The following is a 24,382-nucleotide window of genomic DNA, read 5'->3' on the forward strand; positions in this document are numbered from 1 at the left end:
AACCACATGGGGGTAGCCGCGCACCAGCGCAACGCGAACCCTCCAGCGCTGGCGGACATCGGGGCCGATGGCTTCGCCCGAGCCGCCCGGTGCCCGACGCGTCGTCCGCGGGTCAGGCGAGAGGGGAAATGATCTCGAAAGGCTGCTGGAAACGGACGGGGATGCCGGTGGCGGCGCTCTGGCGGTCCAGCCACGCTCTCGTGCGGTCGAACTTGTCCATGAAAGAGGGCAGGGGCCGCAGCGCCCGGTCGAGCGACCGGAAGAAGTTGTCCCAGTGCACCGGCACAATCAAGGACGGCCGGGTAGCGTCCACCACATGTCGCCAGTACTCGTCTTGGAACTGCTCCGACTGTGCACCTAGAGCGCCCACGCCGAGATACAGGGCATCGACGTTCAGATCGTCGAATTTGCCCGGCACGAAGTTCGCGCTCGGGTGGATGAGCAACGACCCGCTGGCGTGGGCGACGTGGAAGGAGTAGCAGCCGCCGTCGCGGTAGTCGCCGACCTTGGCCGGCGGCACCAGTGGTTGCTCGATGGGGCCTGGGAAGCGGTTCCCTGGACTGTGCTCACCCTCGAAGACGCGAACAGTGAAGGCTCCTGCAGTCACAACGTCACCGTCGCCGATGATCGCCATCGAGGCTTCACCCAGACCAGCGCCGCGCCCGATGTTGAGGGTCGAGGACGACCCGTACATCACGCCGCCCAGACGCCTGACGATCTCGGGAGCGTCCATAGCGTGGTCATAGTGGGAGTGAGCGACCAGGAGCGCATCGAGGCGACTGATGCCTGCCTTCGACAGCGCGTGGGTGACGCGCTTGGGATTGGGAGCGACACGCCCGAACGCGACGCGCAGCAGCGACGGTCTGCTCAGGAAGCCGTCGATCAGCACGCCCGAGACCCCATCGTTCAGGTAGACGGTTGAGGTTCCCAAGAAGGTGGCGCGTACCTGAGCGTCATCGACCATGGCCCGATGGTAGGGGTCGAAGGCCGGTGGACGGAGGTCGGGGCCAGATCCGCCGGCCTGTGTCGATGGGTTCGGGAGCTACTGCAGTCGTCATCGTGCCGGGTGGAACACGATCTGCCGGTCGCGGTGATCGTAAGGAGATGTGCCGTGATGTTCGTGGCCACTGCGGCAGAGCCTGTTGAGTACTGGTGTCACCTTCTTCAACACGGCCGACGATACGGCAGTTCGCCAAAATAGTGACGCCACTGGTCGTGGGTAAGGGGCTGGCCGGCGTAGGCACATGCGTGGATGACGAGCTGGCCGAAATCGGTCGGCAGCGTGTGGGCGGTCCCGTCGAACACGGCGGTGACCACCTGCTTCCCGTCGGGAGTGAACCTGAGCCCCAGTACCGCCGTCGTGAATCCCGCGAGTGCGACCTCCTTCTGCGGCCGCCGAGGTGAGGAGACTCGCCAGATACGGGCTGTGCGGTCGTCGCTGCCCGCCGCCAGCATGCGGCCGTCGGGGCTGAACTCGACGCTGCCGACCACGTCGGTCGGCCCGTCCAGCCCGGCGAGCAACACCGGCCGGTGCGTTCCCGTGACGCGCCACAGTTTCACGGGACGGTCACCGCCGCCGGCTGTGGCGAGGACAGAGGTGCGCGGGTTGAACGCGACGGAGAGAGCGGTCGTGGTGTGCGCCCGCCAATCGGCCCGCTTCACAGGATGAGCAGGGGACGTCGTATCCCAGAGGATGACGCGTTCGTCGCCGCCTCCCGCGCTCGCCAGCAGCCGTCCGTCCGCGCTGAAGGCCACGGACCGGACCTCGTCCCGATGGCCGTGCAAGCTGAGGCCGCGGACGGGTCTGCTGACGGACCGGGTGTTCCACAGCACCACCTTCCCGTCGCTGCCGGCGCTGACGAGGGTCTGCCCGGACGGGCTGAAGGCCAGGGCGCGGACCGTCCTCGTGTGGGTCTGCACAGTGGAGAGTCGGCGCGGTCGGCGCGGATCGGCGACGTCCCACAGGGTGAGCATTCCGTCGGCTCCCGCGCTGGCCAGTACGGCGCGACCGGGGTCCATGGCGACCGCGTAGACCGCCTCCTTGTGGCCGGTGAGCACGGCTGTTTCGCGGGGGTGACGCGGAGCGCGCATGTCCCACAGGCGTACGGTGCGGTCTCGTCCTCCCGTTGCGAGCACCGTGCCGTCGGGGCTGACGTCGAAGGCGTACATCTCGGCCCTGTGCGCGGTCCAAGTGGACATCAGCGTACTGAGCAGCGCGTCGCGGCTGTGCCGGCCGGGCCGTAACCGGTAGGCGGCCAGGGCGATCTGTGCGGCTAGCCCCGGTGACCGGTGCGACAGTTCGGTGGCTGCCGCGCTCGCGTTGTGGGCGACGGCTTCGTCGCGCTGGGCCGTGACCTCCCGGTCGGCGTGCACCGCGAGGAAAGAAGTGGTCAGGGACACCCCGAGAAGCACCGCTGACGCCGCGATCATCAGACGCCGTCGGCGCCTGCGCCGGGCAGTTGCCGCCAGGTCCGCGCCTTCCGCGGCCAGACTCGCGTCAAGGAACGCCCTTTCGCGTGCAGTGAGGACCGCGCCCTCGGCCTGAGCCAGAGGGCGAGCCGCTTCCAGTCGTGCACCTCGCAACAGGGCACCCGGGTCCTGCTCCAGGTGCGCCCAGGTCGCGGCCGCTTCCGTCAGTTGCCGGTGGGTGCGCAGAACCTCGCGGTCCTCCGCGAGCCATCCGCGCAGTCGCGGCCACCCGCGGATGAGTGCTTCGTGCGTCAGTTCCACATGCTGGCCGTCCAGGATGATCAGCCGTTCAGCGGTCGCGCGATCGACGATCGCCGTGGTGTCCGCATCGGTGGACAACTCGGAGCGGCGGATGCGGCGCTTGGTGTCCTCGACGGTCTCCCCGACGGCGACAAGCCTCAAGAAAAGGTGCCTGGCTGCGTCCTTCTGGCGGGCGCTGAGCGCTTCGTAGAACCGTTCTGCCGTGTGAGTCAGGGCGTGCTCGATCGATCCCGCGGCCCGGCAGGCCTCCATGGTCAGCAGCGTGCCCCGGCGGTGCCGCCATGTTTCCAGAAGCGCGTGGGAGAGCAGCGGAAGCATCCCGGCGTTGCCCTGCGCCTGGGCGATCAGGTAGGCCAGCAGCCGCCCTTCGACTCGGCAGCCGACCACGTCCGCGGGGCGGCAGATGGCTCGTTGCAGCTCCTCGCCATGCATCGGCCCGAGCGTCACCATCGCCGCGTCGAGGGCCCTGGCGAGTTCGACGTGTGCGATGCAGTGGGCGTAGAAGTCCGCCCTGACACCCAGGACGACGCGGCACGCACTGTTCTCGGCACGGGCGGCCAGGAGGAGAGCATCGATGAAATGGCACCGTTCCTCGGGGCGGGTGCAGAGGGTGAAGAGTTCCTCGAACTGGTCGACGACCAGGATCACTGCGTCATGGCCGGGCCTGTCGGTGACGATCTGACGCAGGAGGAGGTGCAGGTTCCCGGGATGCGCGCGCACCTCCTCCAGCAAGCGGCCTGGCGTGGTGCCGACATGGCCGGCCAGCCGTACCGCGAGCTCCTCCAGCGGCCGGACGCCTGGTGTGAGCGTGACAACGGTCCGGCCCTCGGATCGCAGGCTCGCTGACAGCCCTGCGTGGAGCACCGAGGACTTACCGGCTCCGGATGCGCCGAAAAGGGCGATGAGCCGTTGTTCTCCGAGCCGCCTGCGCAGCTGCTCGACCACGCGTTCGCGCCCGAAGAAGAACCGGCTCTGCCGGGAGCCGAAGGAGGCGAGTCCCGGGTAGGGCGAGTCGCCCTCATCCTGCGGGGGAGCGGTGCGCGCCGGGCCCTCCGCGTGAGCGATGGCTGCGGCCGTCGCGTGCCAGAGGGTCTCCCATTGCTCCACGTCACCGCCGCAGGCGCTGACATAGCCCCGGGTCACCTCCAGGGACGGCAGCCTCCGGCCCGCGGCGGCGCTCGACAGAGTCGCCACCGAATAGTGCGCGCGCGCCGCGAGATCGCGGTAGGGGGGCCCACCTGCCGTCCGGCGAAGTTCCCTCAGCCCTGCGGCGAACCTGACCACGGGGGCGTCGCCCTCAGGCAGCGGTGACTCCTTGCGCGGCATGCTTCCCCCACGATCCGACCTGGTCTGCAGCAAGTGTTCCCGGCCGGCGGAGGCCACCGGTGCCTGGGCGAAGATTTTCGGCCCGTTCGTCACCGTTCCGTGTGACGGGGGCCGGCTCTTGCGATCGGCGCACGATGCCTGGCGCCCGGAGCCGGCTGACCGGACGGGCTCGCGTGCGCTGGCCGGCGATGTGATGTTCCGCGATTGATTGTTCACCGCCGCCGCCCGGACACCGAACAAGGGATTCCGGCTATCCCTGAGCCGAGGCCCAGGGGACCGCCCAGGGCCCGGTACTCCCTCACATAGGAGGCTCGATGCGTTCAGTACTCGTCGCGGCAGCGGTGTTCGGCCTGATCGTAGGAAGCGGCGCGGTCGCCGGAGCCGCGGAGACGGCTGAGGCGGCCGACGCGAACTGGACATGCGCCAAAGACGTATGTCTCCGGGTGGGCAGCGAGGCGCAGATGAAGGATGCGCGCGGATGCAACCACAAGGTCTGCATCAGCGTGACCGGCAACGCGTCCGGCTACACGACCCGCGGCAGTTACAGCGGCACGAACCGGTTCTACGGCCACATCAACGTGTGGGGCCCCAACATGAGGGTCAACGGCCAGGACAGCGCCTATCCCGGCGTCGTGGGGTCCGGCAGGGGAACCGGTCAGACCTGCGCCGAAGGGTGGGAGCTCTCCGGTGGCACGTACACCTCCGTGGGACTGCCCTGCAAGGACGTCAGCTGAGGCGCGGGACGGGCACCTGGTGACGAGGTGAGCTGTGGCCGGTCTCACCGGAGACTGGCCACAGGACACCACGACACTGGCCGGCGTACGGGCAGTGGATGCGCCCGGAGCGCGCCGCCCTTCGGGGCACCCGGGCGATTGATGGAGGGTGGCCGCCCTCTCGCCGCCGAAGAGCACGTCCGATACACGCCCCAGCCGTTTGCGGCGCCGCCGCGTACGAGAAGGCCGCCGCCACCTCCTGCCTCTGCGGCTCTCAGGATGCCCTCCGGTATCCGGTCCGTGTTCGTATCGCGTTCAGCGGCCGGCCGCTATGAGCAGAGAGAGAACGGTGGCGACGGCCGCGAGGGTCACTGCCGCGCTGATCGGGATCGTCCGCACCCGCCGACCGGCGGGTCGTTGGCGGCGGGCGAGGCCGAGTGCCACCCGTGCGGCCTGGCCGAGGACGCCGGCGACGGCGGCGAGGAGGAAGGGCAGGAGGCCGTCCGGGAGCGGGACGGCGCTCGTGACGAGCACGCCGGCGAGTGGGCTGAGGCAGGCGAGTGCGAGCCAGCAAGCCGTGCGCCGTCCGGGCTGGGCGGCCAAGAGCGCGGTCAGGGCCAGGCCTTCCCCTGCGGCGTGTACGAGGAGCGCGGCGATCACGGCGGGGGAGGTGGTCAGGGCGAGGGCCGTGCCTTCCACGAATCGGTGCACGGCGAGTCCTGCCGCCGCACCGATGCCGCCCGCACGTTCCCGCCCGCACGGGCAGCCGGTCCGGGCAGGGGCGCCCATGAGGGCGAACGAGGCGAGCGCTGTGAACGGCACCGCCCACGGTGGCAGGCCGGCCTCGGCGGCCTCGTCCCACGCGTCGGGCAGCAGATCGAGGACAGCGATGACCAGCAGGATGCCGGACGCGGCGGCCGGCACGAGCACGGTAGGGCCCGGTACCCGCCGCGCCGCCCAAGCTCCCGCCATCGTGGCCAGAGCCACCAGCGATGCTGCCACCAGCGACGCGGCCAGAGGCAGCAGCCCGGCCGAATCTCCGGCGTGGTGCGTGCCAACCGCTTCGAAGGCGCAGAGCATGGTGCTTCTGGTCACCGGCGCTGGGGTCAGCGGCGGTAGCAGTAGGAGTCGGAGGAGGCGTCGCCGCCCTGCAGGCGTGTCTGGTGCACGCGCAGGCCGGCGAAGTCCTCGCCGTGGGGGAAGAAGCGGCCGTCCACCGACAGCCCGCCGCGGGAAGTATCGGCGTCCAGCTTGACCATCCACGGCTCGATGCCCGCGGGATAGAACTGCTCGTCCCAGGCGGCGTACAGGGAGTTCGTCAGGTATACGCGCTGCCCGTCGCGGCTGACCTCGACCATCTGAGCCCCGCCCGTCAGAGGCACGTCGGGCGTGGCGGGGTGCGGTTGGCGGGCGGTGATGCCGCCGAGCCGAACGGCCGCGGTCCGCCTGGGCTGCCGCGGGTCGCTCACGTCGTACTGGATGAGGTCGCCGGTGCCCCACGCAGAGACGTACAGCCACCGGTCGTCCACCGAGAGGTCGATGTCGGTGATCAGCGGGGGCACGGCGCCGAACGGCTTGAGCGCCGGAGGCAGGTCTTCGGCCGGGGCGGGCTCGGCCGGGAGGGTGATCACCTTGGTGACGTGGAAGTCCTCGCCGTCGCGGTCCCAACGCCACACCGAGGCCGACAGGTCCTCGACGTCGACCACGGTGTTGGTGAACCCCCAGGTGGCCTCGGGGTCGTGCGCGGGACGCAGTTCCAGGACCATCTGGTGGGCGTCGCCCAGGTCGACCTGCTGCAGGTGCCGGCCGGTGCCGAGTTCCCAGAAGTGCAGGCAGTGGCCGTATCGGCGATCCAGCAGCAGGTCGGGGACGAGACCGTCCTCGATCATGGAGGGCGTTCCCCACTCGCTGGTGACGGCGATGTTCTGCGCCAGGTGCCACCAGACGTCGTAGGCGAGGTGCTGCGGCCCGCGCTCGCTCTCCCAACCGCGCAGCACCTCGAAGCTCTCGTGATCCAGGAGCGCCACGCCGCCGGGCCCGTCCGCGCCGTCCGCGCCGCCCAGGCAGGACAGGAAGACGCCGTCGGGACCGCAGTGCAGGGTGTGCGGGCGCGAGTACCCGGCCCGGGTGGCCAGTTCGCCGGGCTCGACCGTCTTGACCAGGCGGGGACGGGCCGGATCGGGGACGGTGTCGAAGACGTGCAGCCTGGAGGAGCGCAATCCGGGGACGATGAGGTAGCGGCGCGTGGCGTGGTGGTGACCGGCATGGGCCAGCGCGCTCGAGCAGGCGTTCCAGCCGAAGTGGTGCAGTTCGTTGCCCACGCCGGGCACCTCGGCGTGGGCGATCACCCGGCCGTACGCCGCGGAGTCGGGGTCGGTGCCGACGGTGAACAGCGCGTCCGGGCGCGTTCCGGCCGGGTCGAACCCGACGACGTAGGCGAGTTCCTCCCTGGGCGCGGCGACGGCGTCTGCCGGGGTGCGGTACAAGGTCGAGTCCTGGTGGCCGTCGTGGTCGTGCGGGTGCTCGGTCGTCGTCATCGTGTGTTCCCCACTCGGCGAACATCAGGGCCAGGAACCGGGTGAACCCCCGTCACGGACGGGCCGGCTCTCTCGTCCGCCGTCGACGTGCGGTGAAGGACGGATATGCCACTGTTTCCGAGCGTTTCACAGTCCCCGGGGCCCTGCCACGGCGGCTGGCGGCCGCAAGGGAGTGTCGCCGCTTGATCCCGCTGCGTCCCCAGCGGGCGGCCGGCGCCCCCGCTGACATGGCTCGCCCGTGTCGTGCTCTCTGCTGATGGCGTCGGGCGTCGACCGCAGCCGGACCATCGACGTCACTCCGTGAAGGCGAGTGAACGAAGATCGGCGTCCAACCGGCGGATCAACTCACCGACCCGTCCGCCCCCGCCTGGTGCCGCCGGGAAACGTCTGAGTACGTCCACGACAACCGGGGTCGCGTGTCGCGCCGCTCGCTCAAGTTGCTCCGAAGCAACGCTCCGATCTTCAGCGGCGGCCAGTTCGGCCGCTCTGGCCGCGTAAGCGCCGGCTCCGAGGATGTGCTTGACCTGGGTGGCCTTGGCGAGTGGATGGAGATAGGCGGCGCCTGCCGCGGACATCGCCGCCCAGGCTGCATCGCGCGCTGCCTCGGTGTCCGCGTTCTTGGCCGCCTTGAGGGCCGCCGACGCTGTGTCGCGCAGAGACTTCCCGCGCTCGCCACCCCGAGCGAATTCCCACGCGGCAGCGACAGCGTCTCGGGGTCGCGAGTCGTCTGGCTGATCGGCCGCGAATATGACGAGCGCCATCTCCGCGCACGCGGCGGCGAACGCGGTCACCTCACGAAGTTCCTGCTTGCTCAGAACGATCTCGCTCCCGTTAGCTGCCATGAACTCATCCTTGACCACTGCCCCGACCGCCTTCAAAGCGGTTAGTTAATGGAGGAGGCTTGCCTTCCTGGCCTTTGAGATGTCTCACGGGACGCATGATCGTCAATGCGATGTCATGCGGCCCGCTCTCGTTGACAGGCTGACGACGGCGAGGGCGGTGTCGCGGGTGAGGGGGTCGGCGAGTTGGCCGAGTCCGGTGTCGATGCACTGGTGCCTGCGTTACGCCTCCACGCCCAGCATCTGCTGACCGACGAGCCGGAGCCGTCCCTGGTGGACGAGGGCGAGGCGGCCGGGGCCACCGGACTGCTGGCCAAACCGTTCGGCGACGCCCGGCTGCTCGCCGAGCTGGGCCGGGTGCTGCGCCAGGGCCGGGGCGCCCCCGCGGTCACCGGGTGCGCAGACCCGCCGTGGTGGCGCCGGTACGGGCGCGCAGCAGCGCGCGCAGGGTGGCGGCGTGCTCGTACCCCACCTTGCGCGCGATGGTCTCCAGGGACAGGTCGGTGGTCCGCAGCAGATGCGTGGCCTGTTCGACCCGCAGGTCCTGGACGAACCGTACGGGCGTCGTGTTCATCACCCGGCGAACCGTGCGTTGGAGCGTGCGCTCGCTGACGCCGAGGGCACGCGCGGCCTCGGCCAGGCTGTTCGGCGCTTCAAGGTGCCGGCGCGCCCAGTGTTCGAACGCGGCGATCAGCGGGTCGCTCTGCGCGAGGGCGCTCGGAATGGTGTACGCGGACTGCGAGGGACGCTCGTCCACGACCAGGTACCGGGCGACCAGGTCGGCGAGAGCGGGACTCGCCATCCGCACGACGGCGAGCGCCAGGTCGACGTGGCCGAAGGCGGCACCCGCCGTGGTCACCCCCTGCGTGGCGGTCACCATGCTGCTCTCGTCGAGCACGACCTTCGGGTAGCGGCGGCGGAAGACGGGCGCGAGCCACCAGGTGGTCGTCGCGCGGCGGCCGTCGAGCACGCCCGACTCGGCGAGCAGGAAGGTGCCCGTGCAGGCCGAGGCCACCGGCGCGTCCCGGCCCCGGTGCTCGGCGACCAGATCCCGCACCTCGGCCAGACCGGCCCCGCCGACCCGCTCCAGCAGCGCCTCCGGTCTGCGCTCGGCCAGGGCGGGCACGAGCAGCAGTTCCGTGCCGTCCGTGCTCCCCGCGGGCTCCGCCGTGACGAGGTGCCCGGCGCCGGTGCGCACCTGCGGAGTGAAGGCGATCGTCCGGACGTTCCAGGCGGGCGGCGGCTGGGGCAGCTCGCCGCGCATGGCGTTGGCCGCCTCCAGCACGTCCAGAGCCGCGCAGAGCCCCGAGTCGAACACGCCGTCGTACACGAGTACGGAGACATCCATGTCGGGAACGGTATCAGAGCTGTCGTTTCCGACACTGGGGCCGAGCCCTTCGGCGACCTAGCGTGAGTGGTGTCGCCGGTGCCGCAGAGCACCGCACACCGAGCCGAAGGAATCCCGTCATGAACAACATCGGCCTGCTGGCCCGCATCGAGGCCAAGCCCGAATTCGCCGACGACATCGCCCGGATGCTGACCGAGGCCGTGCGCCTCGCCGAGGAGGAGAAGCGGACCGTCACCTGGTTCGCCTTCCGGGAGAACGCCACCACCTTCGGTGTCTTCGACACCTTCGAGAACGACGACGACCGCACGGAACACCTCCGCGGACGGATCGCCGCCGCGCTCATGGGCGCCGCGGACACCATGCTCGCCTCGGCCCCCGACATCCGGCCGGTCGACCTGCTCGCGGTCAAGCTGCCCTGATCGGCCCCACACGCCCCGCGAACCCCTTGAGTATGTGAACGACGAGAAGAACACGGAGATCCACCGACCATGACATCAACGCCCTCCGCCGCGGCGCCGGACACCACAGCCCCGCGCGAGGCGGGACCCGGCGTCCGCTCCCGGACCCACACGTGGGAGCCGCCCACCAGCTACGCCGACGGCGCCGGCCGCTCGGGTCTCGAGGTGCTCCGAATGTGCGTCGAGGGCCGGTTCCCGCAAGCACCGATCTGCGGGACGCTCGGCTTCCGTCTCGTGGCGGCGGAGCACGGCCGGGCCGTCTTCGTGGGCGAACCCGCCGAGCACCTGCTCAACCCCATGGGCACGGTGCACGGCGGGTTCCTCGCCACGCTCCTCGACTCGGCTCTCGGCAGCGCCGTGATGTCGACGCTCCCCGCGGGGCGCGCCTACACCACGATCCAGCTCGGCGTGAACATGGTGCGCCCCGTCTTCCCCGACACCCCGAGCCTGCGGTGCGAGGGCACAGTGATCCACGCGGGCCGGACCACCGCGACGGCCGAGGCCAGGGTCATCGGCTCCGCGGACGGGAAGCTGTACGCCCACGCGACCACCACGTGCGCCGTCTTCCCGCTGCCGTAGCGGAGTCGCCCGTCGGCCGATGCTCGCGTGAGCCGGTCGTTGCGCGGTCCGCGTTCACACCGGTGTCGGCCGCGACAGCCGCGCCGACCTGTTTCAGGACCGGCGGGCGTACGTGCGGAACAACGACCACGACACCGCGACACTGCGCAACGACCGCGGCCGGTTCGTCGACGACGTCTCCCGGGGCCGTCGCCGCGGACACCGCCGCTGACCCCCTACCGGCGGCGGTAGCCGACACCGTTCACACCGTTCCATGAGACCGGCGCCCCACGGGTGGGCCCTCTCTCAATAGGGAGGGCCCACCCGCTGTCGAGCCGCGTACGCGCGTGTCACACGATGCCGACATGGCAGCCCTTCCGCACAATGAGGCGATGGCATTCGAGACGACCCGACCGTGGCCGGTCCGCCACCGCACCCGCCTCAGCGGCTCGACCCCGGACGGCAGCCGGACATGACCGGACCGCACCCCGCGGACGAGAGCAGCCGGCACGAGCCCCGGCAGGTGCCCTACGGCGAGTCCCGCTGGCCGATGGCCGCAGCCGTCATCGCCGCCGCGGTGCTGACCCTGCTGCTGCCCGACGACCTTCGCCTGGGGCCCCGCTGGGCGCTCCCCGCCGTCGAAGGGCTCCTCCTGGTGCGCTGATCGCCGGCGACCCGGGCCGCATCAGCCGCCGCTCGGCCGCTCTGCGCGCGATCTCGATCGCCCTGGTCAGCGTGCTGGCGTGCGGCGCGATCTGGTCGACCGTCCGGTTGACCGACGACCTCGTGCACGGCGGCAGCGAGACCAATTCCGCCGACGCCCTCCTGCAGGCCGGCGGCAGCCTGTGGGCCACCACCGTCCTCGCGTTCTCCCTGCTGTACTTCGAAATCGACAGCGGCGGAGCCGCCGCCCGGGCCCACTACGTGCCGTCCGCCCTCCCATGGCGCGGACACGGGACGTTCCCCGAAGCCGCATCCCCGCAACGTGACGCGCATCAGGTGCGGTTTGCAGGACGACCTGTTTCCCAAATCGCCGGGGTGTCCGAGGCGGCTACCAGCTTGGAGGCGCTGGACTGACACCGGGCGGGGCGCCCGATCTGAACCGTCTCCGTGGTGACGGCGCGCGTCGCACACGTCCCGTACGGCATACGGACGCCTCCAGCCGGGATACCTCGACCGCATAAGCCAGTCGGCGTCCGCGCCCAACGCGTCCCGTCTGACACGGGGTGGGCCTTCTGCGGGGGAACGCCCACTCGTCAGGGGGCCCGCCCAAGTCCGCGCTACGTATGTCGGTGGTGTCCCGACGCTTCAGGGAAGCGGCGGTCCTGGCCCGCCGGTGAGTAGCTGCACGCGGGGGCGCGATCGGTGAGTCATGACGCATTCTCCCTCGCACCACTGACAGGCGGGGCTCCGCGCACTCCCCGGAGGTTCCGCCGGTGCTAGGGAGAGGACAGAGCGACAGGGGCCCTCGGCAGGTGTGGACGGGGTCTGGGGGCCGGCCTTGACCTTGCCGCAGGGGTAAGCCCCAGCGTTTGGCCATGCGGATCTTCATGGATATCGAGCCGCTGCGGCATGGGGACTTCCGCAGACTGTGGCTCGCGGGTGCAATCACGACGTCGGGTGCTCAGTTCACGGCGGTGGCCGTGCCGATGCAGATCTACGGCCTGACCGGTTCCTCCGCAGACGTTGGACTCGCGGGCCTCGTCGGCTTCGTTCCAATGGTCCTCGGATCGCTGTGGGGAGGAGCCGTGGCGGACACCGCCGACCGACGTCTGGTGCTGCTGTGCACCAATGCCGTGATCGGGGTGGCCTCGCTGCTGCTGTGGTTCCAAGCCGCGGCCCACCTGCGTTCGGTGGTGCTACTGCTCGTCCTTGTGGGGCTGCAACAGGCCTGCTTCGGCGCGAACGCCGCCGCAGGCGGCGCAGTCGTTCCACGCCTGGTGCCCGCTGCAGTCCTCCCGGCGGCGAACACGCTGCAGTCGACGGCTTCCTGGTCAGCAGGAATCGCCGGCCCGCTGCTGGCCGGCGCGCTGCTGCCTGTTGTGGGGAGCCCCACGCTCTACTTGATCGATGCCGTGGCGCTCACGGCGACGCTCCTGGCCGTGTGGCGCCTTCCGCCCCTGTTGCCTGTAAGTTCCGGCGGACGCGGCCTTGGCAGGAACGGCGTGTTGGCCGGGCTTCGACTGCTCACCACGGACAAGGTCCTGGTCGTCACCTACGCCGCCGACTTCTCAGCGCTCTTCCTCGGCCTGCCCTACGCGGTGTACCCGCAACTCGCCACAGGACTGCGCGGCGCTGACGTCGTGGGCGTGCTGTATGCGGCGATCCCGGTCGGCAGCGTGCTGGCCGGGCTGCTGTCCGGGACGTTCACCCGGAACCGTCGCTATGGCCCCGCGATCTGCGGCGCGGTCTGCTGCTGGGGCGGGGCCATCGCCGGGTTCGGCCTGGCCCGGTCCCTGGCAGCCGCTTCAGGCCTGCTCGTCCTGGCCGGCGCTGCGCTCACCGTGCTGAGCGCGTACCGCAAGTCCGCGCTTCAAACCGTCGTCACCGACGAGCTGCGAGGTCGTCTGCAAGGCGCCGACACGGTGATAGCCGCCGGCGGCCCCCGCCTCGCGGGCCTGGCCCACGGTGCAGCGGCCTCCCTGGTCGGTCCCATGTGGGCGGTCACGGGCGGAGGTCTGCTGGTGGTGGCGGTCATGCTGGTGCTGTATACGGCGGTCCCGGATTTCAGGCGCTTCGCACAGCCGGGCATCGAGTGACATGTGCGAGGCGGGTGTCGGTGCGGGCCCGGACCATGACGGGGCGCAGGTCGACGCCCAGACCGGCGGCCGATTCGTCGCGAAGTGCTCGGCGCCGGGTGGGGATGAGCGCCGCCCCGGTCTGCGGGTCGGTCGGACAGTGAGCGCCCGCAGACCACAGGGCCGAGACCCACGACCAACTCGGCGCCGCGGTTGAGGGGCCGGCATAGGTCCGTTAGCAGCATTTCCGGACGCGCGAGCGGTCTGGGCCTCTGGTCGCAGTCAGACCGCACTCAGGTCGCAGGCGTAGGTGGCCGAGCCGGAACCGGCGTAGGCCTCGAGGTCCAGGTAGTACGTCCCACTACCCGAGGCCGTGCGGGTGTAGGTGAGGGACTCGTCGGTGCCCCGGCCGTCGTTCACCGACCTCGTGAGTGTGGTTCCGGTCGAGTCGAGGAGATAGGCGTCCGCGTCGTAGGCGTCGGGGATCGCGCAGGAGATGGTCGCGGTCCTGCCGGAGGCCAGGGTGAACTTGAAGTAGTCCCGGTCGGAAGTGGTGCTCAGGGCGCCGGTCAGGGTCAGCGGGGGAGTGCTCGACGTGATGTCGTCAGCGGTGGAGCGGGAGTCGTTCGGCTCGCTTTCGCCGACCGTCGTGCCTCCCCCCGAGGTGCCGCAACCGGTCTCGGGCGTGCCGCTGTACAGGTTGGGGTCAGCGACGCCATTGTTGACGCTGCGTCGGTAATAGCCGCAAGTGGGACGGTTTTTGAAGTCAAAGGTCTGGCCGCTGGTGAGGTGCCAGATCTTGTAGTCGGAGAAAGTCAGGGGCTTGCCGGCGACGGCCTGCTCCGGCTGGTGGTCGCCGAGGACGACGTAGGCGTCGCTGCCAATCAGTGTGGCCAGTCCGTTCTTGTCGACGTAGAGAGAGCTGCCTCCTTCGTTGATACCCACGCCCCATGCCTTGCCCTGGCTGGTCAGGCCGTCCTTGATGGCACGGGCGACGAACGCCATGGTGCGGCCCATGCGGTCGCGGGCAACGAAATGGGAGTCGTTGATCGTGTCGCCGTAGTTCGGCCAGTTGAACATGCCGGTAGTGAACGTGACGGACTTGTCGTAGGGGTTGGCGAGCGCGGTGGCCGAGGTCGCGCTCGCGGTGCAGGCGTCGTAGACGATGGAGCTGTTGATGTGGAGGCCGGCACTGCCGCCGCCGGAGCCGCCACCCTTGGCGACGACGGACTGTACGGAGGCCTGGAGAGAAGTGCCTTTCCAGGCGGCGTAGCGGCACTGGTCGCCGCCGGCGAAGTAGACGAACTCCGCGTTGCGGATGTCAGCGTTCAGTTGGGTGTTGTTGCCGTCGGATGCGGCAGTCAGCGTCCAGGTGGTACAGGAGTTGACGCCGGAGAGAGCGGTGATCGTGTCGCACTCGGGGGTCTTGCTGCCCGACGTGGGAGCCGAGCCGGCCAGCACGACGACGTCGAGGCTTCCGGTGTTGCCGCGGATCGCGTCGATGGCCCTCGTCATGGAGCCACCGACGACACCGCCGTCGCCATTCATGGTGAAGGCGGGGCCGGACCAGCTTGATCGGCTGACATCGGACGCGCTGCCGAGGCGGATGCGGTCCGCGGCGGCATGGGCGGGATCACTGGTGACGGCGAGGGTCGTGGCGGCCGCCGCGATCACAAGGAGCGAGGTGAGGGGCCTGCTCAGCGCGCGTGAGGTCATCGGTGCTCCTGGGTTGCGGGAAGAGACGGGTGCGGGAGGAACGCGCCTCCGCTCACCTCTTTCTGACGGACCGACAGCGGCGTGTTGAGTCGGCAGTAGCGGAACATACAAGCAGTAGCTTGTTACGGGAAGATGTAAGGCGGAATTTAGCGAGACGGCTCTATCGGAGCCTCAGAGGCCGCACGTAAGCGGACATTTGGCCAATTTACGCGGTGGTCGGGTGGAGCTATAGCAACGTAATCGGTGTTACATCTATGCAAGGCGATTGGACTTCTGTAGTTTCCTGCGGAGTGGGAGGGCGCCGAGGCCTTCGCCACTCGAACCGTGCCGCGGTAAGCGGACCCATCGGCCGCCGTAGGAAACGGACGCCGTCACGCTGCGGGACTGGCCGCGCGACGCGGGCATTGACCCCAGGGATGCGCAGCACGTGCTGCTCCCCGAAGGCGTCGTCCGATGAGGAGCTGCCCGAAGGGCTCACCTACGCCGTTAGCGGACGGTTTCTGCGGGACGTCGGCCTGCCCATCTGGTGGGTGTGCCACAGTGGCCAGTACGAGACCCGCCCGGCCGACGCAATGCGTCCCCCCGGCTCGGGAGGATCTGGCCGGAAAGGGTCTGCCGACGGATTGTCAGCGGAGGGTCTGATCGCCTTCGCTGACACCGAGTTCGGCGAGTTGTACCTCCACCGGCACGACGGCACCGTGCACATCCGAAGCCGCCTATCGTGAGCAAGGCCCCGGACTGCCATCCCGCCACACGGCCGGGCCCCAGGCCATTGATCCTGGTGGAGCCGGACGGGGATACGGTTCGGGCGTGACCGCTGATGCTGCCGCCTCGAGCGGGACCTGGAACGGCGTCTCGGTGCGCTCTCGTGTTGCCGCGATGGCCCTGGAGGATCCTGAGCGTCGCCGCTTCGGTGCTGCGCACCACGGATACCGGCTCCAACCGCTCCTGCCGGAGGGCGCGATCCGCTCCTTCGAGCAACTACACGGCGTCACCCTGCCCGCGTCCTATCGGGACTTTCTGGGCACGGTCGCCGGTGGCGGAGCGGGACCTCACTACGGACTGCTGGGCCTGGCAGAGGAAGTGGATGACGAAGAGGCCCTGCACGACTTCCGGACCGAGTGCCTGCGAGCCGGCTTTCTGACCACCCCGTTCCCGCACACCACGGACTGGCCGGGACCGGGCAGGGGAGGCGACGCCGACTACTCGGTTGCGGGGTCTCTTGTCCTCAGCGAGATCGGCTGCGGTACCTTCTCTCGCCTCGTCATCACGGGCACGAACGCCGGACAAGTCTGGCTCGACGACCGGTCCTGGGGCGGCCTGACCCCAGGGGCAACGACGGTGGCCTGGCACCCAGGCCCGCTCTGACCGGGTGCTCTCCGATCTTCTGCCCGGCGGTGCGGCCCGTCGGCGGTCTCCAGTGTGGCCCCATCTAGCACGACTCAGCTCATGAGGTTCGCAGCGACGCGCCGTAACGACGCGAGTAAGGAGACGTCAATTATCACCTGGAAAGGCTAATAGTATGTCAATCTGCCTTTTGCTTAATGGATGTGACGCTCCATCAACCAATGCGAAATGCCCGAGAATACCCTGTTCGGAGCTGAGTCCCTGACCTCCCGATATGCCCGTCATGTCAGCTGTAGGTAGGTTCGTCAACGAGCCGGCTGACAGGCCGGCACCCCGAACAGGAGACCGCGAAATGCAGCTTCGTTCCACGGTGATCACCGCCGCCGTTTCAGCAGCCGCCGCGCTGGCCGCGACCGGCATCACCTACGCTTCGGCCGCCCCCGCCTCCGCTCCGGCCCCCCAGCAGGCCCAGGCCACCGCAGCCGCGCCCCACGGCGGCAGCAACGGAAACAACAACAGCAAGGGCAACGAGGGCAACAACAGCAAGGGCAACGAGGGCAAGGGCAACGAAGGCGACGACGACAACGACAACAACGGGCACCGAGGAGAGGACGAGGGCCGCATCCAGATCAACGAGCGGTCCTACTCCACCCACCCCGGCGACTGCATCACCGTGGTCAGCGGCCTGGGCGCGAAGACCCTGAACGTCCGCAACGAAAGCCGTAAGGCCGTCGAGGTCTTCCGCGGGGCCGTCTGCGACAACGGCGCTCCCATCGCCACCGTCGGCCCGCACAGCTCCAGCTACGGCGTGGACCCGGGATGCACCGAGGGCATCGACATCGACGAGGGTGTGGTGGCCAGCTTCCGGGTGGTCAAGCGTCACCACGACGAGTACTAGGCCGCAGCCGGCCGTACTGAGGAGCCCCGGCCCGCCGGAATCGGGCCGGGGTCCCAGTCTGTCCCATTGTCCGACGTCCACGCCCCGCGCACACCCCTGCCGGTGCCGGATGCGAGGCGCGCGCCATCAGTGTCCGCGCGCCTGCACACTGCCGTCACTGTCCGTCCTACCTGCGGATTTCCGCCCATCTGTATGTGATCCCAGGCCGTTGGCCCGGCCGTCCTACGGGTGCTTTCCCGACCCCGCGAACGGGTGAGGAGTGACATGAGCATCCGCCTTGTGGAAGACGTGAGCGACGGCACCTACGTCCTGGACCGCCTCGACATCACGCTGACCCCGGCTCTGCCCTGGCTGGGACACCAGGTCCGCTGGGAGATGACCGGCCACCTCAAGGAACCCGTCGACCTCACCCGGGTCACCTGCAACGTGATCATGAAATTCGGTCCGGTGAGAATGCTCGACAGGGAGTACAGGTTGCCCGACCTGCTGGAGTGCATGGGCGCGAAGCTCTCCGGTCACCTCAGGCCGGCCGCCGGACCGTGGCGTCAGACGTGGAACCTCCAGCTACCCGAGGCAGTGCCGGTGGCAGAGCACCGCATCCAGCTGCGCGCCCGGACGGACGGCGGAAAGAACTTCCTCGCACTGAACATCGCCCTGAACTTCAGCCACAGATTCCGTCCATCCCCGACGAGCGGCCGGACAGGCGCACGCATGCTTCCCGGCTCGCCCTGACGCCGACTGAGATCACGCGGAGCGAGCGAGTCGAACTCGGTCGTGGACGCAGCGGGAGTGCCGGCGGGACCTCGACCTGCTCCTCGCTATCGGGCAGCTCTTCGCGCTCGTCGTCCAGGGGCAACTGGTCCTGGGGCGGCCTGGTGGGTCGGCTACCGTGCTCCGGGTTCGCCGTTCGGCTCGTCCTCGGGCGGGAGCTGGGGGAACAGGTGGTCTTCCAGCATGGGCAATCCGAACAGCATGAGAACCAGTAGTACGGGGACGATCAGAACTGTCAGAAGCATGACGCCTCCCCGCGCTGGCCCCCTCGGTGGCTTCGTCGGCGGCCATCGGGTCATGCTCACCTTGCGGCCGAACGGGTTACGCCGCACAGCGGCACGGGGCTGGTGTGGGCCATTTGGGTGACGTCTTGCCGTGCGGGTGCGAGAGCGGTCGGCGTCGGTGATCCTCGCAGGGGCCGGTCAAGGTCTGGGCGCTCCTGACAGCCAGGCGCTCAGACCGACGCGCAGGTGGCGCAACGGCGATCCGAAGGTCAAGGTGGCGGCGAGCGTCTCCCGGCGGGGTCTGCTCCATAGCCTTGACTGGCCTGAATCACGGTGCGCCGTCGGCGTCACCGCAGGTAGGAGCCTCGCCGAGCACGCACCGGCCGCCCGCCCAGCGGCTTCTGCGACGCGTCCAGCCGCCGTCACTGCCCACCTTGCACCGGGTGATCCGTCGTGATCTGACGCCGGGGGAGCGGGCCGGGCTTGCGGGTGGGGAGCGGGCTGCGCGGCAGGCGTGATGTGTTCCTGGCAAGACCGCGCCCTTGGCGGAACAAGGTGTGGGAGACCGACCGCAGGGACGCGGTTGCCAGTCACTGCCTTGGGCCTTCGTGAGGCGTTGGCACGTATGCGGCACGTCGGGGCAACACGCCATGATGACCGGAACCGCGTGGCCGAGCCTCACCAGTCGGTGTAGCGTCGTGACTAGCAGTCGTGGTTCCGAAGTCCCGTTCGCCCGTGATCGCCATCGCGGGCGTTCTTGCTGTTCGACGCCTCTCCGGACCAGGGCGATCACCTCCGGGTCCCGCACGGTGCGAGACCCGATACGAGTCCTTTCGAAGGAGACAGGCATGGCCAAGGGCACTGTGAAGTGGTTCAACTCGGAAAAGGGCTTCGGCTTCATCGAGCAGGAGGGTGGCGGCCCCGACGTCTTCGCCCACTACTCGAACATCGCCGCCCAGGGCTTCCGTGAGCTTCAGGAGGGCCAGAAGGTCGAGTTCGACGTTACGCAGGGCCAGAAGGGCCCGCAGGCGGAGAACATCCGCCCGCTGTAACGAGGGAACAAGGAAGAGGCCCCAGCCGGAACGCACCACCGGCTGGGGCCTCTTCGCTTTCATTCGCCCCGCCAGAGGTTTCCGGTCCTCCGACGGGGCGGGCGCTTGAGGGGCGGCTGGCCAAGCAAGGGGGCAGCCGCCGTGCTGCTGTTAGGGCTTGGGCAGGATGACGAACCCCCGCACGGGCCTTTCCTGCTGCGGAGCCCTGGACGCCGGCTGCTGCGCGCGCTTCCACGCCGCCACCAGGTTCGCGTACCGGGGATCGGTCGTCGTTCAAGCCCGGTCAGGCGCCGGGCGTCGGCCCGGGCGCCCCGTAGCGGAGGCCGTCGAGGAGCAGGTCGAGGAGGCGGCCGGCCCGTTCGCGTTGGTCGGGGGCACTGGTGATGAGGGCGACGCCGGCCAGGCTGAAGCCGACATCCAAGGTGTCGATGTCTGGGCGCAGGAGGCCGGCGTCGGCGCCGGCGCGCAGCAGGGTGCCGAGCGCGGTGCCGAGTTTGTCGAGGGTTTCGGCGAAGGGGTCTGCGCCGGATGCGACAGCGGCCCGCAGGGCGTCCGCCATGCCCTGCTTGGCCGCCACGTAATCGATGAAGTCGTCCATCCACAGGCGGATCGCCCGGTCCGGCGGGTTGTCGGCCAGTAGCTTCTCGGCGCTGTCGCAGACGCGGGCCAGCTCGTTGCGGTAGGCCGCCTCGATGAGCGCCTCACGCGTGGGGAAGTGGCGGTAGAGGGTGGCCGAGCCGACGCCCGCGGCCTTGGCGATCGTGTCGATCGCGACGTCCGGGCCCTTGTCGGAGAAGGCGCGCACGGCCGCTTCGAGGATGCGCTCCCGGTTGCGGCGGGCATCGGCGCGCAACGCGCCCGGCTTGGTGGTCAAGGTTGCTCCCTTCGTCGGAAGACCAGTCTAGCTGGACAACCGGGGAGTTCCCCGCTTACCGTTGCGGATAACCGGGGGACTCCCCGGTTACGGATTTCCGCTCGTTACTACCTAGGCAGGAAAGACCCTCATGACCTCGACAAAGACAGTGCTGATCACCGGTACGTCCTCCGGCATCGGCCTGGCCACCGCCATCGGCGCCGCCCGGGCGGGCTGGGCGACCATCGCCACCATGCGCGACATCGGCAAGGCCGGGGCCCTGCTCAAGGCCGCCGCCGAGGCGGATGTCGCGGACCGGATCGAGGTCAAGCACCTGGATGTGACCGACTCCGCGAGCATCACCGCATGCCTGGACGAGGTCGTCGCCGAGCACGGCGGCCTCGACGCGCTGATCAACAACGCCGGCGCCGCCCAGGTCGGCACCATCGAGCAGAGCAGCGTCGATGACGTCCGCGCGGCCATGGAGGTCAATTTCTTCGGCGTGGTGACGATGACCCGGGCCGCCCTGCCGTACCTGCGGGCGTCGAAGGGCCGGGTTATCACCGTCAGCAGCGTAGGCGGTGCCGTCGGCCAGCCCTTCAATGAGGCGTACTGCGCGGCGAAGTTCGCCGTCGAGGGCTTCATGCAGTCCCTCGCGCCGGTCGCCGCCACCGTCGGCGTCGATGTCACCGTGGTCGAGCCGGGCGCGGTGGCGACCGAGTTCGTGGCCAACCTCGGCCTGGACGTCCCGACGCTGCTCGCCGCCGCCGGACCCTACGGACCGGCGCTTGAGGCGTACATCACCCGCACCCAGCAGTCGTACGGCAACGCCCAGACTCCGGCCGAGGCAGCCGCCCCTATCGTCGACGCCCTGACCGTCGCCCGCCCGCCCTTCCGCATCCAGACCTCGCAATGGGCCCGCGACTTCGTCGCCACCACCCTCGCCGATCTCGACGGCTCCGCCGTCCGGACCATCACCGGCGCCTGGCTCCGCTGACCTCCCGGTCCCGCGTCCCGGTTGGTGCACTGCACGCACTGTCGATGGCAGGCGCGGCAGCCGCACCCCCACCCGCCCACCGGCGCTACACCGCCGCCGCGCCCCTCCCAAACGTAACCGGCGCGCAGCCGCACCCGGTTCCGGCCCGAGGGCCCCAACGCGCCGGATGCTCAACCACTCCCTCACACACCGCGGGGTGACCCGCAACGGAAAGAAGATCACTATGGAACTCCGCACCCTTGGCAACCAGGGCCTGACCGTCTCCGCCGAAGGACTCGGCTGCATGGGCATGAGCGCCTTCTACGGCAGCACCGACGAGGCCGAGTCCCTGGCCACCATCGACCGCGCCCTGCAACTGGGCGTCACCCTGCTGGACACCGCCGAGAGCTACGGCCCCTTCATCAACGAGCAGCTCCTCGGCAAAGCCCTCGCCGGCCGCCGCGATCAGGCCGTCGTCGCCACCAAGACCGGCGTCGAGTTCACCGACGAAGGGACGCTCGTCGGCCACAACGGGCGCCCCGAATACATCCGTCGTTCCCTCGACCGCTCCCTGCGCCACCTGAACACCGACTACGTCGACCTCTACTACCTGCACCGGGTAGACCCGCAGGTGCCGATCGAGGAGACCGTCGGCGCCATGGGCGAGCTGGTGGCCGCCGGCAAGGTCCGCTACATCGGCCTGTCCGAAGTCGCACCGCGGACCATCCGCCGCGCCCACTCCGTCCACCCGATCACGGCCGTCCAGACCGAGTACTCGCTCTTCGAGCGCGGCATCGAGGACGACGGGGTCCTGGCCACCCTGAACGAGCTCGGGATTGGCCTGGTCGCGTACTCGCCGCTCGGACGTGGCTTCCTTTCCGGTGCGATCACCAGCCCGGACGACTTCACAGCCGACGACTTCCGCCGCACCGACCCCCGCTTCCAGGGCGGAAACTTCGCCCGAAACCTGGCTGTGGTCGACGAGGTCCGCCGCATCGCCGCCGCCAAGCAGGTCTCGCCGTCCCAGCTGGCTCTCGCCTGGGTGCTGCACCAGGGTGCAGTCGCCATCCCCGGCACCAAGCGCCGCCGTTACCTGGAGGAGAACGTCGCTGCCGCCACCGTGACGATCACCGATGAGGACTTGGCCGCCATCGAGGCCGTCGCCCCGCGCGGCGTCGTCTCCGGCGACCGCTACGCCCCCGAACTGATGCGGAACCTCAACGGCTGACCCCTCAAAAGCGTGTCATTCCGGTCCGCTCATTGGCTGATCGGATCTACCAGTCCGACTGGTGATCACCGATGCGATGCAGGACCGGATGCCGAACGCTCCACGGCACGGTCGGCATGCGCGGTGCAGCAGGTCCGTGCGGCGGTGGCGGCCGACTCTGCTCACAGATACCAGCGCATGCCGGCGGTGGGGAGTTGTCAGGCGCCGTCCGAAGGCGGCAAGGCCGCCTTAGGACCAGGAGACATCTGTAGGTTCCGGTCGGGCCGGTCGTCGAGTGGCGGAGCACGGTGGATCTGCCGCCATACTGTGCGCATGGAGCGGATAGGGGGGTACCTCGTCGAGCGCAAGCTCGGTGAGGGCGGGATGGGAACCGTGTTCCTGGCCCGGACACGGGGTGGGCGCGCGGTCGCGCTGAAGGTGGCCAAGCCGGAGCTGGCGGCGGACCCGGTCTTCCGGGAGCGGTTCCGCAGCGAGGTCGAGGCGGCCCGCACGGTCGGTGGCTTCCACACCGCCTCCGTGGTCGACGCCGATGTCGACGGCGACCCGCCGTGGCTGGCGACCGCCTACATTCCCGGGCCGACCCTCGCGGCACGGCTCGCCGCCGAGGGCCCGATGGACGAGCCGCAGCTGCGGGCGCTGGCCGCCGCCCTCGCCGAGGCGCTGGAGTCCATCCACGCCCGCGGCCTGGTGCACCGCGACCTCAAGCCCGGCAACATCATCATGGCCGAGGACGGACCCCGGGTGCTGGACTTCGGGATCGCCCGGGCCGTGGAGTCCACCCGCTTCACCGCCACCGGCACCGCCTTCGGCACTCCCGGCTTCCTCGCCCCCGAGCAGGCCCTCGGCCACGACGTGACCGGCGCCGCCGACGTGTTCGCCCTCGGTGCCGTCCTGGTCGCCGCGGCTGGTGGCAGCGCCTGGGGCGAGGGCACTCCCATGGGGCTGATGTATCGCTCCGTCCACGAGACGCCCGACCTGGCCGCCGTGCCCGCCGGGCTGACGGAGCTGGTCTCGGCCTGCCTGGCCAAGGACCCTGCGGCCCGGCCGACGCCTTCCCGGCTGCTGGACACGGTCACCGGAGAGTCCCGGGAGCCGGGTCCGCCGGCGTACTCCCCGACCGTCGCCGTTCCTCCGGCGCCCTCCCGGTACGCCCCGCCCGCCCCGCAGCCCTTCTCGCCGGCCTCCCCGGCGTACCGGCAGCCGCCGCCGCTTCCCCCGACCCCGCCGGGGAGCCCGTACGGGTTCGGACCGCCCGCCCCGCTGGGCCCGCCCGAGGTGGTGCTCACCGACCGGGACAGCCGTATCGTCGTGAACGCGACCGGGGTCATCCTCGAAGTCGAGGGCGCAGCGGCGGACTTCGAGTGGGCGGAGATCGCCGGGGTGGTGCGCACCCCGCGTGGCAACCGGCTGACGGTGACGGTCCGGCTGTGGGACGGCAGCGTGTTCGACTGCGAGCTGAACGCCCGCCGGGCGGCCAGGCTGACCGAGTGGCTCACCCGGCTTGACCCCGTGTTCGGCGCGTACCTGGCCGGGCGGTAGGGGACCGGACAGACCGGGCGAGTTCGTCAAGCCGTCTCGCCGACAGCTGTCGGGCATGAGCACGTGGCATCCCCGGAGCGAACCGCCTTCGGTTGTCGCGAGTTCGTGACCGAGGTCGACCTTGTCGGTGCGTGGACATTCTTCCGAAGCAGGACTCTGGTCTCCGTCGTCGAATTGGCGGCGGTTATGGGCGCCGGCGTTACAGCGGGGACGTTTCGGGCACTGGTGAGCGCCGGGACAGCCGACGAGAAGGGTCGTCATGAAGGAGTCGTCGCAGGGCGTTACGGTCGTGGCTCTCCTGGCGGATCCCGACGCGCCGACGAAGATCGCGCAGCCGCCGCATGCTGGCGTACGACGATGGTGACTAGCTGGGGATTCGAGTCGGAGGGGTCTTGGACCGGTGACCCTCCGAGCGGGGAGCTTCCGCTGATCGATCGCTGAGGGTCGTTTCGGGTGGCATGCCGACGGGGACCCGCACCGCACGCCGCCGGAGTGCCGAAGCTCCGCCGAGCAGGTCGGCGGCGGAAGCAC

22 protein-coding genes and 1 pseudogene are annotated in these 24,382 nt (G+C 69.9%); 14 read left to right on the top strand and 9 right to left on the bottom strand.

The window, feature by feature from the left end:
- Positions 1-112: 112 nt before the first annotated feature.
- Positions 113-964, bottom strand: a complete 852-nt coding sequence (locus ACFYU0_RS05285; RefSeq protein ID WP_389297891.1) for an MBL fold metallo-hydrolase — start codon at positions 962-964, stop codon at positions 113-115.
- Between the two features lie 200 nt (positions 965-1,164).
- The gene (locus tag ACFYU0_RS05290; protein ID WP_389297893.1) at positions 1,165-4,056 is read right to left on the bottom strand and encodes a hypothetical protein; all 2,892 of its coding nucleotides are present in this window, start codon (positions 4,054-4,056) and stop codon (positions 1,165-1,167) included.
- Positions 4,057-4,370: 314 nt separating this feature from the next.
- Between ACFYU0_RS05290 and ACFYU0_RS05295 the strand changes: the two genes are divergently transcribed.
- On the top strand, positions 4,371-4,790 hold the full coding sequence (locus ACFYU0_RS05295; RefSeq protein ID WP_351663648.1) for a hypothetical protein: 420 nt from the start codon (positions 4,371-4,373) through the stop codon (positions 4,788-4,790).
- A gap of 294 nt (positions 4,791-5,084) precedes the next feature.
- Here the strand turns inward: ACFYU0_RS05295 and ACFYU0_RS05300 are convergent, their stop codons facing one another.
- From ACFYU0_RS05300 to ACFYU0_RS05315, 4 genes are all read right to left on the bottom strand, one after another.
- Complete coding sequence (locus ACFYU0_RS05300; RefSeq protein WP_389297895.1) at positions 5,085-5,864, bottom strand: hypothetical protein; 780 nt, start codon at positions 5,862-5,864, stop codon at positions 5,085-5,087.
- 11 nt (positions 5,865-5,875) lie between these two features.
- The gene (locus ACFYU0_RS05305; RefSeq protein ID WP_389297897.1) at positions 5,876-7,306 is read right to left on the bottom strand and encodes a selenium-binding protein SBP56-related protein; all 1,431 of its coding nucleotides are present in this window, start codon (positions 7,304-7,306) and stop codon (positions 5,876-5,878) included.
- Between the two features lie 293 nt (positions 7,307-7,599).
- Positions 7,600-8,166, bottom strand: a complete 567-nt coding sequence (locus ACFYU0_RS05310) for a putative immunity protein (protein ID WP_389297899.1) — start codon at positions 8,164-8,166, stop codon at positions 7,600-7,602.
- 367 nt (positions 8,167-8,533) lie between these two features.
- On the bottom strand, positions 8,534-9,493 hold the full coding sequence (locus tag ACFYU0_RS05315; RefSeq protein ID WP_389297901.1) for a GlxA family transcriptional regulator: 960 nt from the start codon (positions 9,491-9,493) through the stop codon (positions 8,534-8,536).
- A 119-nt stretch (positions 9,494-9,612) separates the two neighbouring features.
- On the opposite strand from ACFYU0_RS05315, the gene ACFYU0_RS05320 reads away from it, so the two are divergent.
- From ACFYU0_RS05320 to ACFYU0_RS05345, 6 genes and pseudogenes are all read left to right on the top strand, one after another.
- Positions 9,613-9,912 (top strand): putative quinol monooxygenase, encoded by a 300-nt coding sequence (locus tag ACFYU0_RS05320; RefSeq protein ID WP_389297904.1) that lies wholly within the window; start codon positions 9,613-9,615, stop codon positions 9,910-9,912.
- A 69-nt stretch (positions 9,913-9,981) separates the two neighbouring features.
- On the top strand, positions 9,982-10,530 hold the full coding sequence (locus tag ACFYU0_RS05325) for a PaaI family thioesterase (protein ID WP_389297906.1): 549 nt from the start codon (positions 9,982-9,984) through the stop codon (positions 10,528-10,530).
- Between the two features lie 34 nt (positions 10,531-10,564).
- A pseudogene (locus ACFYU0_RS05330) lies at positions 10,565-10,741 on the top strand (lamin tail domain-containing protein); the annotation flags it as partial.
- A gap of 240 nt (positions 10,742-10,981) precedes the next feature.
- On the top strand, positions 10,982-11,173 hold the full coding sequence (locus ACFYU0_RS05335; protein ID WP_389297908.1) for a hypothetical protein: 192 nt from the start codon (positions 10,982-10,984) through the stop codon (positions 11,171-11,173).
- 71 nt (positions 11,174-11,244) lie between these two features.
- Positions 11,245-11,586: a hypothetical protein gene (locus ACFYU0_RS05340; RefSeq protein WP_389297910.1), complete on the top strand. Its 342-nt coding sequence runs from the start codon at positions 11,245-11,247 to the stop codon at positions 11,584-11,586.
- 461 nt (positions 11,587-12,047) lie between these two features.
- Positions 12,048-13,268, top strand: a complete 1,221-nt coding sequence (locus tag ACFYU0_RS05345) for an MFS transporter (protein ID WP_389297912.1) — start codon at positions 12,048-12,050, stop codon at positions 13,266-13,268.
- Between the two features lie 261 nt (positions 13,269-13,529).
- On the opposite strand, the gene ACFYU0_RS05350 is transcribed toward ACFYU0_RS05345, so the two are convergent.
- Entirely contained in the window at positions 13,530-14,963 is a 1,434-nt protein-coding gene (locus ACFYU0_RS05350; RefSeq protein WP_351663664.1) for a pre-peptidase C-terminal domain-containing protein, read from the bottom strand.
- Positions 14,964-15,773: 810 nt separating this feature from the next.
- Between ACFYU0_RS05350 and ACFYU0_RS05355 the strand changes: the two genes are divergently transcribed.
- From ACFYU0_RS05355 to ACFYU0_RS05365, 3 genes are all read left to right on the top strand, one after another.
- Positions 15,774-16,331 carry an SMI1/KNR4 family protein gene (locus ACFYU0_RS05355; RefSeq protein WP_389297914.1) on the top strand — a complete coding sequence of 186 codons (558 nt, stop codon included), beginning with the start codon at positions 15,774-15,776 and terminating at the stop codon, positions 16,329-16,331.
- 331 nt (positions 16,332-16,662) lie between these two features.
- Complete coding sequence (locus tag ACFYU0_RS05360; RefSeq protein ID WP_351663666.1) at positions 16,663-17,208, top strand: hypothetical protein; 546 nt, start codon at positions 16,663-16,665, stop codon at positions 17,206-17,208.
- A gap of 264 nt (positions 17,209-17,472) precedes the next feature.
- On the top strand, positions 17,473-17,940 hold the full coding sequence (locus ACFYU0_RS05365) for a hypothetical protein (RefSeq protein ID WP_389297915.1): 468 nt from the start codon (positions 17,473-17,475) through the stop codon (positions 17,938-17,940).
- A 152-nt stretch (positions 17,941-18,092) separates the two neighbouring features.
- On the opposite strand, the gene ACFYU0_RS05370 is transcribed toward ACFYU0_RS05365, so the two are convergent.
- Positions 18,093-18,224, bottom strand: coding sequence for a hypothetical protein (locus ACFYU0_RS05370; protein WP_389297916.1), 132 nt, complete (start codon positions 18,222-18,224; stop codon positions 18,093-18,095).
- Positions 18,225-19,051: 827 nt separating this feature from the next.
- Between ACFYU0_RS05370 and ACFYU0_RS05375 the strand changes: the two genes are divergently transcribed.
- Positions 19,052-19,255, top strand: a complete 204-nt coding sequence (locus tag ACFYU0_RS05375; protein ID WP_062048923.1) for a cold-shock protein — start codon at positions 19,052-19,054, stop codon at positions 19,253-19,255.
- Positions 19,256-19,538: 283 nt separating this feature from the next.
- On the opposite strand, the gene ACFYU0_RS05380 is transcribed toward ACFYU0_RS05375, so the two are convergent.
- The gene (locus ACFYU0_RS05380) at positions 19,539-20,129 is read right to left on the bottom strand and encodes a TetR/AcrR family transcriptional regulator (RefSeq protein WP_389297918.1); all 591 of its coding nucleotides are present in this window, start codon (positions 20,127-20,129) and stop codon (positions 19,539-19,541) included.
- Between the two features lie 130 nt (positions 20,130-20,259).
- Here ACFYU0_RS05380 and ACFYU0_RS05385 point away from each other — a divergent pair, with 130 nt between their 5' ends.
- The 3 genes from ACFYU0_RS05385 to ACFYU0_RS05395 all read left to right on the top strand — a co-directional run bounded on the left by ACFYU0_RS05385 (position 20,260) and on the right by ACFYU0_RS05395 (position 23,851).
- Complete coding sequence (locus ACFYU0_RS05385; protein ID WP_389297920.1) at positions 20,260-21,105, top strand: SDR family oxidoreductase; 846 nt, start codon at positions 20,260-20,262, stop codon at positions 21,103-21,105.
- 223 nt (positions 21,106-21,328) lie between these two features.
- On the top strand, positions 21,329-22,312 hold the full coding sequence (locus tag ACFYU0_RS05390) for an aldo/keto reductase (protein WP_389297996.1): 984 nt from the start codon (positions 21,329-21,331) through the stop codon (positions 22,310-22,312).
- 312 nt (positions 22,313-22,624) lie between these two features.
- Positions 22,625-23,851, top strand: coding sequence for a protein kinase (locus ACFYU0_RS05395; RefSeq protein ID WP_389297922.1), 1,227 nt, complete (start codon positions 22,625-22,627; stop codon positions 23,849-23,851).
- Positions 23,852-24,382 lie beyond the last annotated feature (531 nt).

It is taken from the genome of Streptomyces sp. NPDC003720, from assembly GCF_042875075.1.
Taxonomy (GTDB): domain Bacteria; phylum Actinomycetota; class Actinomycetes; order Streptomycetales; family Streptomycetaceae; genus Streptomyces.